Consider the following 15,887-nt stretch of genomic DNA (forward strand, 5'->3'; position numbering starts at 1 on the left):
TAACTATTAGAATTATGGATATTCAAGAAAATAAATCCACGCTTACCGTTGTTCCTAGAAACAATGATAAGATCAAGAAAATCTGGAAGACAGCTCTAATCTTAGCAGTTATCACCGGAGCAGAGTTTATTATGGCCTTCACTATGCCTAGAGGAATACTTCTATATGTATTGTTCATGATTTTGACAATCGTGAAAGCTAAATACATTATGATGGAATTCATGCACCTTGGTGACGAAGTAAAGCCATTGATCTATTCCATTCTGATTCCTATTGCGTTTTTGTTCTGGCTCATCATTGTACTCATCAAAGAAGGTTCAGACATATTCTCTCTTCGCTGGTTTTAATCAGAAAACTTAAAAAATATCCAAAAAAGAAGGTTGAAGTGAGTCACTTTAACCTTCTTTTTTGTTAAGCCTTTATTATGAAAAGTTTGAGGATATTACAGGGAATGGTCTTGGTATGTATACTTTTGGTGCCGATCATGATATTCCTGTTTCTGAAGGGTTTTGGAAGTAACACCTACGACATACCTATTTTCTATGAAAAGGGAGTTGACAATCCTTATTTGGAGTGTCCTGTTGCAGACACTACTCAACATCATATTCCTGAATTTTCCTTTACCAATCAGGAGGGCAAGCAGGTTGGGCGATCGGATATGGAAGGAAAGGTTACAATTGTTGACTTCTTCTTTACCTCATGTCCAAGCATCTGTCCTAAAATGTCTGCAGAAATGGAGAGAGTTAATGATATGTTCAGAGAATATGATAATGTCCAGATCATGTCTATTAGTATAGATCCAAAATATGATACTCCTGAGATTTTAAAGGAATACGCAGATAAGCATCATGCAGAAGCTGGAAAGTGGGATTTTCTCACGGGTGGAGTGCAGGAAACGTATGATTTGGCTAAATGTGGATTTATCATTCCTACAGTAGATGGGTTAGGTGTTCCAGATGATTTTGTCCACAGTGACAAATTTATGTTAGTCGATGAGCTTGGCCGAATTAGAGGTTATTATAGTGGAACATCCCGCGAAGATGTGGACTTATTAATGTTGGAGACTAAAGTATTATTGCATGCAAGCGAAGCAGAATAGTTTGTTAGAAAATGAGAAAAAGGTAAAAGGATGGATTATTGCCATTTCTGTGATTATTCCTGTGGCTGTGGCAGTTCTTATATTCATGCCTTCTAAAATCGATTTGGGTGCCGAATGGGTTTACTTCCTTCCTCATCTAAATGCTGTAATGAACTCGGCTGCAACTTTGGCATTAATCGCAGGGCTTATATTTATCAAGAGAGGAAACATACCTTACCATAGAGCATCCATGACAGTTGCTTTTGTTTTAGGGGCTATATTTTTGGTGTCCTATGTAGTTTACCATGCAGCAGCTGAAAGTACTTCATTCGGTGGAGTAGGTGCCATTCGTAGTATTTATTACTTCTTATTGCTGACTCATATTGTATTAGCAGCGGTTGCGTTATTTCCTATTCTATTTGCCTACTTCTACGGATATACCGATCAGCGTGCCAAGCACAGAAAAGTTGTTAAATTTGCCTATCCGATCTGGTTATATGTGACTGTTACGGGTGTAATAGTTTACTTGATGATCAGTCCTTATTATGTACATTAATAACCTGCGTTCATTTTAGCCCGTAGGAAATAGTATGGAAAAAGCTCTCAAAATAGTATTTCTTTCTCTCGTTGCATTCTTATTTCACACAGCAAGCTTTGCCCAGTGTGCCATGTGCAGAGCATCTGTAGAGAATAATGTCAGCAATGGGGACACAAGTGTCGCGGCAGGATTGAATCTTGGGATCATGTACCTTTTTGTAATGCCGTACCTAATAGCAATGGTATTAGGCTTTTTCTGGTATAGAAATGCTAAAAAGCGAAAGGCTAAAATAGCCTTGCACTAATGAATAGAGGAGCAAAGTTTGATCAAGGACTTTGCTTTTTTTATTTTACATCTAAATGAAGCATGATTCCCGTCGCCTGGTCATTCTGATCAGTATTTTCTCTCTTCTTGCTGTCTTGATTCTGAATTTCTTTTTTTTTCAAAAGAGCGATCAGGAGAGCTATTTTCAGGCGTTACAGGATCGGATTCAGGCAGTAGACCAAGAGTTTGATGAGGATTTTATACGGATTCTCATGGACGTTAGGCCGGATGATACGCTTAGTTTTGGACAGATTAGCACGCCTGACCATAAACATCCATTTTTTATTTTAAATGCAAATAAGGATCTTATATTCTGGTCGGACTTTACACTGACCATGAATTTTTCTCAAGTGGATCTTTCAAAAGAATATCAACTTTTGGATGATCCTTATGGTACACTCCTGCTTAAAGTTCGTAACATCAAACGCAATGGGGCTGATTATGTGATGCTGCATGTGCTTCGCCTGAAATGGCCAGGCAATATTGAGAACAACTACCTGATCACTGGCGCAAACCCAACCATATTCGGTAATGGAAGATTCGAGTTATTTGCTAATCCTGATGAAGCACCGTTAGTAATTTCAAACCCGGTTGGAATTCCACTTTTCGGAATCAATTTCTTATTCGGATATAGTCCTGCTGGGCGGGTGGTGAATCCAGCCATTCTGATTTTCTTCACTTCTGTCTTCTTGCTCTATTTTCTGTTGAGTTCTGATTTTGTGTTGAGCAAATGGAAATGTGGAAGAAGATGGCAATCCATAGGGTATGCAATCATTGTACTTGGAGCTTTTAGAATAATGATGCTGCTGCTTGATTTTCCAAGCAGTTATCTGAATTTGTCTTTGTTTGATTCTGCGAATTATGCGTCATCGTGGTTCAATCCCAGTTTAGGGGATTTGCTAATAAATACACTCTGTGGAGTTTTGATTTTGGGAATGGTCATTTATCAGCTAGCCTCAAAAGCTATGCATGAGAAGATAAAGGTGCTAAAATCCAGAAATGAGTTTTTGATATTCTTTTTTTTCTCCCTTATCGTAAGTTCCATAGGAATGTATTTGGTATGGTCACTTCCTAGGGATTTAATGACCAATTCGCAGTGGGCTTTGGACATCAGTTCTGTTCCATCTTTCGATTTGTTTAAAGGGATTAGTTTCTTTATGCTCTTTCTCTGGGGTGCGATTTACGTGCTGTTGACTTTGACGATGTTTAGCCTGCTATTGGAGATCAATCCACGAAAGCAAATCTATTATAAATGGATAGCTATCATTGGACTTCCCATTGCAGGAACTTTGTTCTTTTTTTCCGTATGGAGTGGAATAGTCTGGCTTATTCATTTAATGTTTCTTTCGGTAATCATTCGATTGGAGCTTTTTAAGAATGCTTTCAAACTTGGATTGGATACCTTTCTTACTTTCTTTTTTGCTTGCTTGGTGACAGCCATCATCGGTGGTATCAGTACTTTTCAAACAGAGAAAAGCGAATTAATTCAATCTAAAATTCGATTTGCAAATCAGAACCTGATTGAAAATGATGTGATGACCGAGTTTTTTCTGGGGGAAATATTTTCAAGAATTAAAACCGATTTGTTTATTCAAAATAGAATAGCTGATCCGCTTTTTTCCAAAGACCCAATTGAAACCAAAATTAGAAGAATTTATTTGGACAATTACTTTGATCAGTTTGAGGTGCAAGTAAGAATTTTCTCTGCATCCGGACAGCAGATATTGGGTTCTTCAGATTCTGAGAATCTTAAGGATATTCAGCTGGAATACATCAAAAGTGATTACGCCACGAGCGTGAAAGATCTCTATTTTATCCGAGGCAATGAGTCAAATACAGGGAATCGATTTATTGCTTTTGTGCCGATGAGTAAGGAGGGAACCTCGCTGGGTACGGTCTTTCTCGAGCTACGACAACTTCGCGTTCAGCCTACAAGCGTGTATCCTAAGTTATTATTGGACAAGAAATACAATGATAAGTTGGATCCTGTTCTTTATGATTACGCGATTTTTAAGGATAATGAATTCATCCGTAATTCAGGTACTTATAATTACTTGAGTAAAGGGTTCGAACGCGTATTGACTCGTAAATCATTGCTGACAGAAGGTGTTCACCAAAGTGGATATCACCACTATGGAATTAAGAATGGGGATGAACTGATCATTGTGTCTTCAAGGAATATATCCTTAGCTCACTTTTTTGGCAACATTTCCCTTTTCTTCGTTCTATTTGTAGTCATGACATTCTTGACTATCCTAATCAATACATTGATTACAGGAGTAAAGAATTTTGAATTTAATTATTCTACCAAGCTGCAGCTTTATTTGAATTTTGCCTTTTTCTTTCCGATCATCATTATTAGTATTATCACGATTGGTCTGTTGGCAAACAGCTACCGGGATGACCTTGATAGACAGTACATCCAAAAGGCGGCACTGATCAGAGGTAATCTGGGGAGCTTTCTCAATAACCAAAAACCCGGGAATGTAGATAATGATCAATTGAATGAGGAAGTGAGTGAGCTCGCAAATACTACTGCCAGCGATATTCATGTATACAGCTCAGATGGAATACTGGAATCTACTAACCGTCCCAATATCTTCGATAAGAAAATCTTGGCTCCGATGATCAATCCTAAGGCGATTGCAGAGATACAAGAAATGGGTCAAAGTCAATATCTCGCTGATGAGCAAATTGGTAGACTTAGGTACAAAGCTGTCTATTTATCTATTCCAGCTACTTCGGGCCAGGATAACCTAGGCATCTTGGCTGTGCCGTTTTTTGAGTCGGAAACGGAATTGAATACGTTGATAGCAGATGTCCTGAGTAATATTTTCAATGCCTTCGTAGTGATTTTCATCTTGTTTTTATTCGTGTCCTACTTTGTCTCCACCAACCTTACTTTCCCTTTCAAACTGCTTACCCAAAAGCTAAAGGCTACCAATTTGGAAGATAATGAACCTATGTACTGGGGTTCCAAAGATGAAATTGGCTTGCTCGTGAATGAATATAACAACATGCTTTTTAAGCTTGAAAACTCGAAGAAAGTACTTGCTTCCACTGAGAAGGAATCTGCTTGGCGGGAGATGGCAAAGCAAGTTGCTCATGAGATCAAGAATCCACTTACACCGATGAAGCTTACACTTCAGCATTTGATACGGCTGCAAGATGCAGGAAGATTAGACGATGCTGGAAAGCTAAAGCGGTCTTTGGAGACTTTGATCCATCAAGTGGATGCGCTAAGCGGTATAGCTTCCTCCTTTTCCACTTTTGCAAAAATGCCACTACCGAACAATGAATTAATGAACTTCAAAGTGGTGATTAATAAAGTCCTAGAGCTCTTCAGCGGTGATCAGCAAGTCGAATTAATTTTTCAAGATGATTCTTTTACCCAGAATATTCCGATTATGGGTGATGATAAGTTGTTCGGGAGAGTAATCTCCAACCTTATAATTAACGGTATTCAAGCTGTTGAACCGGGAATCAAACCCATAATAAGAGTTTGGCTTTGGATGACTGATCAGGCCGTTTTTCTGGAAATCTCCGACAATGGAAAAGGAATTACAGACGAATTGAAGGATAAAATATTCATTCCAAATTTCTCTACCAAGTCCACCGGTTCAGGTTTGGGATTGGCTATCGCAAAAAGTGGAGTGGAGACAGCGGGAGGTAAAATCTGGTTTGAAACTGAAGTTGGGAAGGGCACTACATTCTATCTCACCTTTCCATTGATGGGATAATTCATCTTTTTAGTACCTTCCAATCAAAAGGAATTTCGGAGTGAGCATGCGTAATTGGCTACTTTTCTGGGTTTTAGTGTGTGGCTTTTCCAATTCGGTAATAGCTCAGGAAAAATGCCGATGGGTACAGTCTGAGATTTTTGCAATTCCTACAGTTCCAGACTCACTTTCCCTGTTGGAAGAAACTATCAGAATTACAGATAAGGAAGGGACTTCCTATAATTTCAAATATGATCTAAATGCAAACAAGCTTCAGGTCCTTTTTGAAAGTGAAGTAAAACCTGATTCTCTTTTGCTTTGCTACAGGACTTTTTCCATACGCTTTGATCAGCCTGTTGCCCGAAGGACCTTATTGACCGATTATGATTCCACAGCTCAATTCAAAGACAATCGAATGGCTGAGTTGCCTGCTTTTGACTTTCGTGAGGAGCTTTTTCCCACCACCAATCTTTATAAATCCGGAAGCCTCACTCGTGGCATTTCCTTCGGAAATACACAAAACGTATTTGTCAACTCGGCGCTTAACCTTCAGCTGGAAGGAGATATTTCAGAGAATCTAAAAATCCGAGCAAGTATCACAGATCAAAATGTGCCTTTCCAGCCTGAGGGAAATACTCAGCAGATTCAGGACTTTGATAATGTGTTGATCGAGTTGTATAATGATGATTTCAGCTTGGCAGCTGGGGATGTGGTTTTGCAGCAAAGGCAATCTGAGTTTCTTCGGTATTACAAAAATGTGCAGGGATTACAGTTTACCTCAAATTACAAGATGAGTGACAAGTGGACTGCGAGTTCACAGGCTTTTGCTTCCATTGCAAAAGGTAAATTCGCGTCGATCCAGTTGCCGATTTTGGAAGGTGTGCTCGGGCCGTATCGCGTAAGTGGGCCAAATAATGAGCGGTTTGTAATCATCATGGCAAATTCAGAGCGGGTATTTTTGGATGGGAAGCAACTCAAGCGAGGATTCAATGAAGACTATGTGATTGATTACAATCAGGCAGAAATTACCTTTACGCCAAAAGTTCTAATCACTCAATATTCTCGAGTCCGGGTAGACATTGAATACGCAGAGCGGAATTATTCCCGATCTATCATCGGGGCGAATCACAGCCAAACAAACGGGAAAGTGGATGTGTATTTGAATTATTACCAGGAAAAAGACAATAGAAACCGTCCACTTTTTACAGATTTTTCCCAGAGTGAATTAGGGCTGATGGCTTCAGTTGGCGATAGTGCAGCGCTCGCAAGAACACCTAGGATTGATAGCGTGGCTTTTGATCAGAATCGAATTTTATACAAAAAAGTCACCGAGTTTGATGTTCTGGGGAATCCGTCGGTTTATTATGAATATTCCAATGATCCTGAGCTAGCTCATTATGAATTGGGCTTTTCACAAGTCGGTTCCGGGCTTGGAGATTATCGTCGTTCCAGTCAATTGTCTAATGGAACAGTCTACGAATATGTTCCGCGACTAAATGGTCGGCCTCAGGGTGATTATTCTATTTTGTCCCAATTGCCACTTCCCGATAGCAAACGAATGGTGACTGCTGGCTCAAGGATTCGGCTGAATGAACATGAGAAAGTTTATACAGAATTGGCGCTTTCTTCAGTTGACAAGAATCTATTTTCTGAATTAGATGACGATGACAATCAAGGGCTGGGGATGAAAGTGGGTCTGCAAAGTGAAGGTAGAGAGTCTTCACTTTTCAAAGGTTATATCATGAAAGGGCAGACGGAGTACGAATACAATTCCACCAACTTCAATTTTATAGATCGGTTTAGATATATCGAGTTTGATCGAGATTGGGGACTTAGCCAGCAAGCTTTGCAAAGTGCAGCCGCCGAGCAGTTTTTTCGCGCTGGGATTGGTTTGGAAAAAGACGCACTCAATCTATTCGACTATCTTTTTTACCTGAGAAATAGAGAAAATGTACTGAATGGGACTCAGCATTCAGCTAACTGGAAATTACAGTTGGGGTCAAAAATCAGACTTCGGCAGGAGTTTTTCCGATTGAATTCTACACAGGATTCATTGAAATCAGACTGGACTCGGTACTTGGGTGATGTGAGTTATAATTCCAAAATCATCGTTCCAGGCTATCAGTTTTCATTGGATCAAAATGCCTTGCGGAGTGCCGAGACCGATTCGGTTGTGAGTACAGCAATGAACTTTAAGCAGCATTTGCTCTATTTGCGAAGCAATGACTCACTTAGTTATTCCTTTTTGGCTGATGCAGCTTGGCGCGAAGATAAGGCTCCGATAGCTGGAGAATTACTGAATGATACCAGAGCTTTTACTTCCAACTTTACTTTCAGAAAGCAATGGACTCAGCATAGCCTGAGCAGTACGTTTACTTACAGGGAACTTGAGTATTTGCAGCGCGACCTACAATCCGAACTTACCGTGATGGGTAAATTGGATTATCAGGGAAGTTTGGGTAAAAATCTCATCCGAAATGAAATCAGCTATGCAATTGGAAATGGACGAGAATTGCAACGGGAATTCGTCTTTTTGCCAGCTCCAAATGGTGATGGGACGCATACCTGGCGAGATGATAATGGAGATGGCGTACAGCAGCTGAATGAATTTTACCTGGCAATCAACCCTGAAGAAAAGCAGTACATCAAGATTTTTGTGCCAACGGATACCTACATACAAGCCTACACAAGTATTTTGAATTATAGATTGCAGGCAAAATTCCCGGAAACTTGGAAAGAGGCTGGAGGCTTGCGGACATTTTTGCATAAGTTTTCAAATACCACCAGTCTGAGTGTGGAGAAGAAAGTCACTTCGGATGACTTTGTGGATCGGATGAATCCTTTTATTGGAGGAGTGAATCGGGAAGACGTTTTATCACTCAGACAGGTGATACGCTCAAGTTTTTTCTTCAATAGGGCTTCTGCCAGTTATGGATTTGATTTGTCATATTTCGATTCTCAGTTTAAGCAATTGCTTTCCGGAGGATTTGAAGATTTGATTCAGAAGGATTGGAAGTTGAATACTCGGTATAATTTCAATGGACAGACTACTTTGAGGATTATAGCAGGAACCGGCAACCGTCTTTCGGCATCTGATTTCTTAGAAAACAGGAATTACAACATTTCCCAAAATCAAATTGGACCTGAGTTTTCCTGGCAGCCTACACCATATTTCAGGACAACAGCTACTTATTCTTTCACAGGAAAAGTCAATACTGAGAATATTGAATTCGAGGAAAAAGCTCAATTGCATCAAGTAGGACTAGATCTTCGATTTGCGCGAGCAGTAAAAACTACGCTAACGGGCAATCTCAAGTTGATTCAAATCGATTACAATCGTGTAGCAAATTCTCCAGTTGGCTATGAAATGCTTCAGGCATTGACGCCAGGAACTAATGTGACTTGGAATTTGAATTGGCTACAAAAAATAGGAGAGGGTCTTCAGCTCAATCTAGTTTATGAAGGTCGGAATTCTCAAGGGCTGGATCGGATTGTTCATGTAGGGAGAATGCAAGTTTCGGCTCTGTTTTGATAAAAAAATGTAACTTTGCTGATGTTAAATAGTTGTCATACTAACTATTAAATCACTAATCAAATGAGTAAAAGCATCCTCGTCACCGGAGGTACCAAAGGAATAGGAAGAGCAATAATTGAGCGATTTGCCGCTGAGGGTTTTGATATTTTCACCTGTGCGCGAAATGAGGCTGATTTGGTTAATCTGAAGACTTTTTTAGAAGAGAAATACCCTGAAATCAAGGTGCTCGCCATTCCTGCCGACCTTTCCAAAAAGGAAGATGCGCTCAATTTTATTTCAGAAATTAAGGCTATGAGCATTCCAGATGTATTAGTAAATAATACTGGTGTTTTTTTGCCTGGAGCAATTCATGAAGAGCCGGAAGGAAACTTCGAACTGATGATGGAGACGAATTTGTATTCTGCTTATTACTTGACTAGGGGTTTTGCTCAGGAGATGATTGCCCGCAAATCAGGTCATATTTTCAGCATGGGGTCGGTAGCGGGATTGACAGCCTATCCAAATGGAGGTAGCTACGCTGTTTCCAAATGGGCGATGTTGGGTATGACCAAATGCCTTCGGGAAGAGTTAAAGCCGCACCAAATTAAAGTAACTTCCATCCTAGCCGGCGCGACTTACACTGCGAGTTGGGAAGGAATAGATTTGCCGATCGAAAGATTTATGAAAGCTGAGGATGTAGCCGAGTCTGTTTGGGCTGCTTATAACCTTTCGCCTCAGTCAGTTGTTGAAGAAATAGTAATCCGACCTCAATTAGGAGATATATAACCCATATGGAGCCAATTATCAAATCATTAGATCAGCTGTATTGCGATAGCTTGACGAGTTATTCAAGGAGAAAAACCATTCCGGTGAAAATCGGTGATGTCGTCATTGGTGGAGATAATCCAATTGTAGTCCAATCCATGACTACGGTGGATACCATGGATACAGAAGGCTCCATCGAGCAAAGTATTCGCATGATCGAAGCGGGTTGTGAACTGGTGAGAATCACAGCTCCAAGCATTAAGGAAGCAGAGAATTTAAGACATATCAAGGATGGGCTTCGCAAAAGAGGCTACAATACACCTTTAGTTGCTGATATACACTTTACTCCAAATGCAGCCGAAGTAGCTGCTAGGATCGTGGAAAAAGTACGCGTGAATCCTGGGAATTATGCGGACAAAAAGAAATTTGAAGTAATAGAATATACTGATGCTACGTATCAGGAAGAATTGGATCGTATTCGTGAGCGGTTTTTGCCTTTGGTGAAAATCTGCAAGGAGCACGGAACGGCGATGCGAATTGGGACAAATCACGGTTCTCTTTCTGATCGGATCATGAGTAGATATGGCGATACTCCGCTGGGAATGGTGGAGTCAGCCTTGGAATTTTTGAGAATCTGTGAGGATGAGAATTACTACGATATCGTAATCTCGATGAAGTCTTCGAATACGCAAGTGATGGTTCAAGCTTACCGTTTGCTTGTAGAGAAGTTGGAAGAAGGCGGCTTCAAACCTTATCCTTTACACCTAGGAGTTACAGAAGCTGGCGAAGCGGAAGATGGCAGAATCAAATCGGCTGTTGGGATTGGGACATTGCTGGAAGATGGGTTGGGAGATACAGTTCGTGTTTCCTTGACCGAAGATCCAGAGTTTGAAGCACCAGTTGCCAAAGCCCTGATTGATCGCTATGCACATCGTGCAGGACATGCGGACATAAAGTCTATTGAAAATTATCCAGTCAATCCATACGAGCATTTCAAGCGCCACTCTGCAGAGATTTACAATTTTGGTGGACATAATGTCCCAAGAGTAATTACAGATATTTCCAAGATCGAGAAGATCACAGAAAAGGAAATGAAGTCGGTTGGTCATTTCTATTTGCCAGAACTTGACAAATGGAAGATGAATGATCAAGGATGTGATTTTGTCTATTCAGGTGCGAATCCAATTCCTTTTATGCTGCCGAATGGAATGAAGGAAATTCAGGATGCAGCGATTTGGACTACAGGTTCTGACCAGCAAAATAAATTCCCGCTTTTCGATATCATTAGTTTTTCTACCACTGAGAAGTTTCATGCTGAATTAAATTTCCTGGAAATCTTTGACACTCAAATTGCTGAAGCTATAGCGCTCGTTTCAGGTAGAAAGGACACTGTTCTGATCTTGAAAACCGAAAATAAGCATGCAATGCCTGCGCTTCGAAGAGCATTTGTAAGTCTGCTGGAAGCTAAGTCTGAAATACCTGTAGTAGTAAAAGTGAGCTATCCAGATCAGTCTCAAGATGAAACGATGCTTTACGCGGCTACGGATGTAGGAGGTTTATTGATCGATGGTTTGGGAGATGGAATTTTTATTTCTTTAGAAAAGGAACAGGATCATTCTCGGGAAGATATGCTCGGGCAAATCAAGTTGCATAATTCAGTAGGTTTTGGAGTCCTACAAGCAGCACGAACCCGGATGTCCAAGACAGAATACATTTCCTGTCCTTCTTGTGGAAGAACACTGTTCGACCTTCAGGAAACCACTGCTATGATCCGGAAAAGAACTGATCACCTCAAAGGTGTTAAGATTGGGATTATGGGTTGCATCGTGAATGGACCTGGAGAAATGGCAGATGCAGATTATGGCTATGTCGGTTCTGGTAAAGGGAAAATCACGCTTTACAAAGGTAAGGAAGTCATGAAGCGTTCTGTTCCTTCTGAGAAAGCCGTGGATAAATTGATAGAAATTATCAAGGAAGATGGAATGTGGAACGAGCCGGAATCACTTTAATCTTTGGGGGTTTTGCAACCCTGAAGATTTAGAATAGTAAATAAACCTTTAAGGTCAAAAAAAGACCTCAAACGTTACAGTAAACCATTCTCCATTCCCATCTGTTTACCCAATAAACTAAGCCATGTCTGAAAATAATAAAGTAAAAGATTTCTTCAAGTTCGGTGATTTTGGGAACTACTTCGTTCGTGTTTTCCAAAAACCAGACCCCAATCAAAAGTCCAATTACAACCTTCGTATGATGCATGGAATCAATAAGATTTCCATTGTCGTGTTTCTATTGGCGATTATTTTTTGGGTAGTGAAAAGGTTTATTTGATTAGCCAGCACAAACTTTATTAAGGAGATTCTCTTCTAGAGAATTTCGATTTGAATAAAAAAGAGTCCCAGATATTATCTGGGACTCTTTTCCTTTTTATATGCAAGGCTTTTACCTTCTATCCAAAACGCCGCCTCCACTTTGCTGAGGACCTAGGAATTGCTCCATTCTAAGCTTGAGCTCCTGAGCTTTTTCCTGATAACCTCTCTCTTCCAGTAATGGAATAAAATATTTGATCATCTCAATTGAGATCATCATCTCCCGGTCGTAATCACGGTTTTCATTAGTGTAAAACTCGATCATGTCCAGGGATTTTTTTGAGACTTTGTCTATGATGTCCAGCGCTTTTTCGTCTTCACCTACTTCGAAGAAAAGAGGGACAGATTGGCCACTGGATAGATCGTAAGGAATTGCCTCATTTGGCATTACTTCCAGTCCATAGTTTAGTAGAGTTGCGGCTTTCTCCATATCACCCTCATCCAATAAAGCAATTACAATACTGTTTAGTGAACTTCTGTGATTGGAAGCAAATCTTCTGTATTCTTCATCCAAGTATGCATCAGGATTGTCCATACCGCGAAAAGCAAACTTGGTCATAAAGTTTTCATAAGCCAAATCAGCGTTAACGAGGTCTTCTCGAATGTAGTCTGGTTTTCTTACTGGAAGCAATCTGTAGGTCAAACCTTCCATAACTACATGATCCTGAACATTGATTCCTATGGTTGCAAGAGACGTGTTGTTGAAGTAAATCGGTCTATCCCAATTGTTGGAAGCAATTAAGTCAATTAGCATCAAGGTACCTTTTGTTACATAATTTCCAGTAACCTGTAGGTTCATTTGAGGAGAGAACATTGGAGCGAATTCTTCAGGAATGATGTTTTTATTCGCTACAGCAGAACTGTCAACTTCCAAAATTAAGTTACGGGAAGGAACCATGTTAGCAACAGACTTTCCACCAGTTTCCATTTTGAGAAGATCCGATCCTGAGTTAAGTAACTTCAGATATTCTTTCACAGAGATAGCATTCATGCCTTCTCTCTCCATCACGTAAAGCACATCATTTGTGCCTTTTTGGTAGCGATTAGGATCCAAACTGAAAGGCAAGGCTTCAGATTCGTTGACAGGTCGGGTCATTTGCTCGACATACCAATCTGTATCAAAGTAACTCAAGACAATTACCCTTACATCGGTACGGAAGTTCTCTACTTCCTGTACGTACCACAGTGGGAACGTATCATTGTCCCCTCCAGTGAATAGGATTGCATTAGGAGCACAGGATGCCAAGAAATTTCTTGCAGAATCTACTGAGAAATATCTTCCTTTTCTATTGTGATCATTCCAGTTTTGAGCTCCCATCAATCCCGCTACAGGGAGAGTTAGCAGGGTAGCAATAATTCCTGCAGTAGCTAAGTTTTTGGTAGCTCTGCCAATCATATCAGCAATTGCCATGACACCTATACCAATCCAAATTGCAAATGCATAAAAACTACCTACATAAATGTAATCACGCTCACGCGGCTCCACAGGAGGAGAATTCAGATATAGAACCAATACCACCCCCATCATAAGGAATAGCATCAAATTTACATAGAATGATTTCGGGTCGACTTTAGCCTGAAAGAATAACCCTATGATTCCCAATAAAAGAGGGAGCATCAGGTAATTATTATGCCCCTTGTTTTCAGTGATATAATCTGGATAATCTTTGAATGCATCTGTAATTCCTATCCACGGAGCATCGCTGAAGTCGGATTCTCGGCCGGAGAAATTCCACATGAAATATCTCCAGTACATTTTTCCCAGCTGATGCGAAAACATAAAATAGATATTGTCACCAAAAGTAGGATCCTGACCTTCTCTCAGGCCTAGTTTCTGACGGTAAAGTCTCTTGTGGCTTTCTTGTGTCGAATAGATTCTTGGAAGAATAGTAGTCTTCGTTGGATCATAGGTATTTACCAAAGAATAGTCGACAATTTCATACTTATCCTTGCCCTTCATGTATACCGGTGCTCCTTCTTCCTGAGCAACTAACTGCGCAGTGAAATACTGACCATGGAGTAGCGGTCTGTATCCATATTGCTCACGCTTCAGGTAAGAAACATAACTGATGATGTCCTTCGGAGCATTTTCGTTAATTATCGGATCTTGGTTGGCACGAACAACGATCAGCGCATAACTAGCATAGCCAATCAAAATGAAAATGAAGGACAATAATGCCGTATTCAGAATGGCCAGTTCTTTCTTGCGTGAATATCGGTAGGCGAAAAATACTGCTGAAAAAAACAAAAGCATAAAAACAACGATCCCCGATCCAAACGGCAAGCCTATGCTATTCACGAAAAATATCTCCATGGATCCTGCCAAGCTCGGAAGGCCTGGGATAATCAGGTTGTTAATAATTATAAGCGCAACGCCACCCAAAAACATAGCAAGAAATCCACCTTTGAGTGTTGGCTTTTCGTACTTTTTGAAATAGTATATAAGTGCCAAAGCTGGCAAAGTCACTAAATTCAGCAAGTGAACGCCAATGGAAAGCCCCACTAAATAGGCAATGAAAATCATCCATTTATTCTCTTCACGAGGATCTTTGATCACATCCCATTTTAAAAATGCCCAGATTACTATCGCAGTGAAGAAGGATGACATGGCGTAAACTTCAGCTTCCACTGCCGAAAACCAGAAACTATCAGAAAAGGTGTAAACTAAAGCACCAACTATTCCAGCCCCCATTAGAGTGATCGTTTGACTTTTACTTTCCTGGCCTTCCGTTACTTTAAACAGCTTTTTCCCGAATAAAGTGATAGACCAAAAAAGGAATAAAATCGAGAAACTCGAGAATAGCGCACTACCGATATTCATCCAATAAGCCACTTGCAAAGGATCTCCGAAAGCGAAGAAACTGAACATCCGATATACCAAAAGGAAGAATGGAGCTCCTGGAGGGTGAGGTACTTGTAATTTGTAGGCTACGGCTATAAATTCTCCTGGATCCCAGAAACTAGCAGTTTGTTCGACAGTAAGAACGTAAACCAAAGTAGCTACCGCAAAAACGACCCAACCGGTCAGATTATTGATTTGCTTGTAATTGAGCATTTAATAAGTGGAATTTGACTGGCGAAAATAAAAAAAATAAATACCAAATAGGGCGATTTTAGGTATTTTAAAACTTGCGGCTATTCAGCTAGCCTAGTTGTGTGACAATGATTACCAACCTGAACTGAATTTACATCTACTTTTGTTATCTCAAAAAAATCAGAAATCATGCCTACAAAAGCCAAAACATTTCAGGAACTGATAGATGGAGACCAAGCGGTATTAGTAGATTTCTTCGCCACTTGGTGCGGTCCATGCAAGATGATGCAACCTATTCTGGAGGATACTGCCAAACAACTTGGGGAAAAGGTAAAAATTCTTAAAGTAGACGTCGACAAAAATCAATTGGCAGCTAGCAAATTTCAGGTTCGAGGAGTTCCTACTTTAATACTTTTCCAAAAAGGGAAAATCCTGTGGAGGGAGTCTGGGGTTGTGCCAGCTCATCAGTTGGTTAAAACGCTTCAGGCGAATATTGCAGAGAAAGCCTGAGTCTTGTGTGACAAAAGTCATTCAGGACTTAAATTCAAA

11 protein-coding genes are annotated in these 15,887 nt (G+C 40.3%); 10 read left to right on the plus strand and 1 reads right to left on the minus strand.

Translation table 11 applies throughout. The annotated features are described in order from the left end of the window. Positions 1 to 14: 14 nt before the first annotated feature. The 9 genes from AACZ73_RS17440 to AACZ73_RS17480 all read left to right on the plus strand — a co-directional run bounded on the left by AACZ73_RS17440 (position 15) and on the right by AACZ73_RS17480 (position 12,266). On the plus strand, positions 15 to 347 hold the full coding sequence (locus AACZ73_RS17440) for a cytochrome C oxidase subunit IV family protein (protein WP_339879837.1): 333 nt from the start codon (positions 15 to 17) through the stop codon (positions 345 to 347). Between the two features lie 77 nt (positions 348 to 424). Next, the gene (locus tag AACZ73_RS17445) at positions 425 to 1,099 is read left to right on the plus strand and encodes an SCO family protein (RefSeq protein WP_339879839.1); all 675 of its coding nucleotides are present in this window, start codon (positions 425 to 427) and stop codon (positions 1,097 to 1,099) included. Beyond that, on the plus strand, positions 1,080 to 1,634 hold the full coding sequence (locus tag AACZ73_RS17450) for a DUF420 domain-containing protein (protein ID WP_339879841.1): 555 nt from the start codon (positions 1,080 to 1,082) through the stop codon (positions 1,632 to 1,634). The genes AACZ73_RS17445 and AACZ73_RS17450 overlap by 20 nt, the downstream gene beginning before the upstream one ends. A 34-nt stretch (positions 1,635 to 1,668) precedes the next feature. After that, on the plus strand, positions 1,669 to 1,920 hold the full coding sequence (locus AACZ73_RS17455) for a hypothetical protein (protein WP_339879843.1): 252 nt from the start codon (positions 1,669 to 1,671) through the stop codon (positions 1,918 to 1,920). Positions 1,921 to 1,975: 55 nt separating this feature from the next. Further along, entirely contained in the window at positions 1,976 to 5,680 is a 3,705-nt protein-coding gene (locus AACZ73_RS17460; protein WP_339879845.1) for a HAMP domain-containing sensor histidine kinase, read from the plus strand. Between the two features lie 46 nt (positions 5,681 to 5,726). Further along, positions 5,727 to 9,191, plus strand: coding sequence for a hypothetical protein (locus AACZ73_RS17465; RefSeq protein WP_339879846.1), 3,465 nt, complete (start codon positions 5,727 to 5,729; stop codon positions 9,189 to 9,191). Positions 9,192 to 9,254: 63 nt separating this feature from the next. Further along, positions 9,255 to 9,959, plus strand: a complete 705-nt coding sequence (locus tag AACZ73_RS17470) for an SDR family oxidoreductase (protein WP_339879848.1) — start codon at positions 9,255 to 9,257, stop codon at positions 9,957 to 9,959. A gap of 5 nt (positions 9,960 to 9,964) precedes the next feature. Beyond that, positions 9,965 to 11,947: a (E)-4-hydroxy-3-methylbut-2-enyl-diphosphate synthase gene (ispG, locus tag AACZ73_RS17475; protein WP_339879849.1), complete on the plus strand. Its 1,983-nt coding sequence runs from the start codon at positions 9,965 to 9,967 to the stop codon at positions 11,945 to 11,947. 124 nt (positions 11,948 to 12,071) lie between these two features. Beyond that, a complete protein-coding gene (locus AACZ73_RS17480; protein WP_339879850.1) occupies positions 12,072 to 12,266 on the plus strand; it encodes a DUF6728 family protein in 195 nt (64 codons plus the stop codon). 111 nt (positions 12,267 to 12,377) lie between these two features. Here the strand turns inward: AACZ73_RS17480 and AACZ73_RS17485 are convergent, their stop codons facing one another. Continuing rightward, a complete protein-coding gene (locus AACZ73_RS17485) occupies positions 12,378 to 15,359 on the minus strand; it encodes a DUF2723 domain-containing protein (RefSeq protein ID WP_339879852.1) in 2,982 nt (993 codons plus the stop codon). Positions 15,360 to 15,527: 168 nt separating this feature from the next. On the opposite strand from AACZ73_RS17485, the gene trxA reads away from it, so the two are divergent. Further along, positions 15,528 to 15,848: a thioredoxin gene (gene trxA, locus AACZ73_RS17490; RefSeq protein WP_339879854.1), complete on the plus strand. Its 321-nt coding sequence runs from the start codon at positions 15,528 to 15,530 to the stop codon at positions 15,846 to 15,848. Positions 15,849 to 15,887 lie beyond the last annotated feature (39 nt).

The sequence above is a fragment of the uncultured Algoriphagus sp. genome (genome assembly GCF_963974835.1).
Taxonomy (GTDB): Bacteria; Bacteroidota; Bacteroidia; order Cytophagales; family Cyclobacteriaceae; genus Algoriphagus.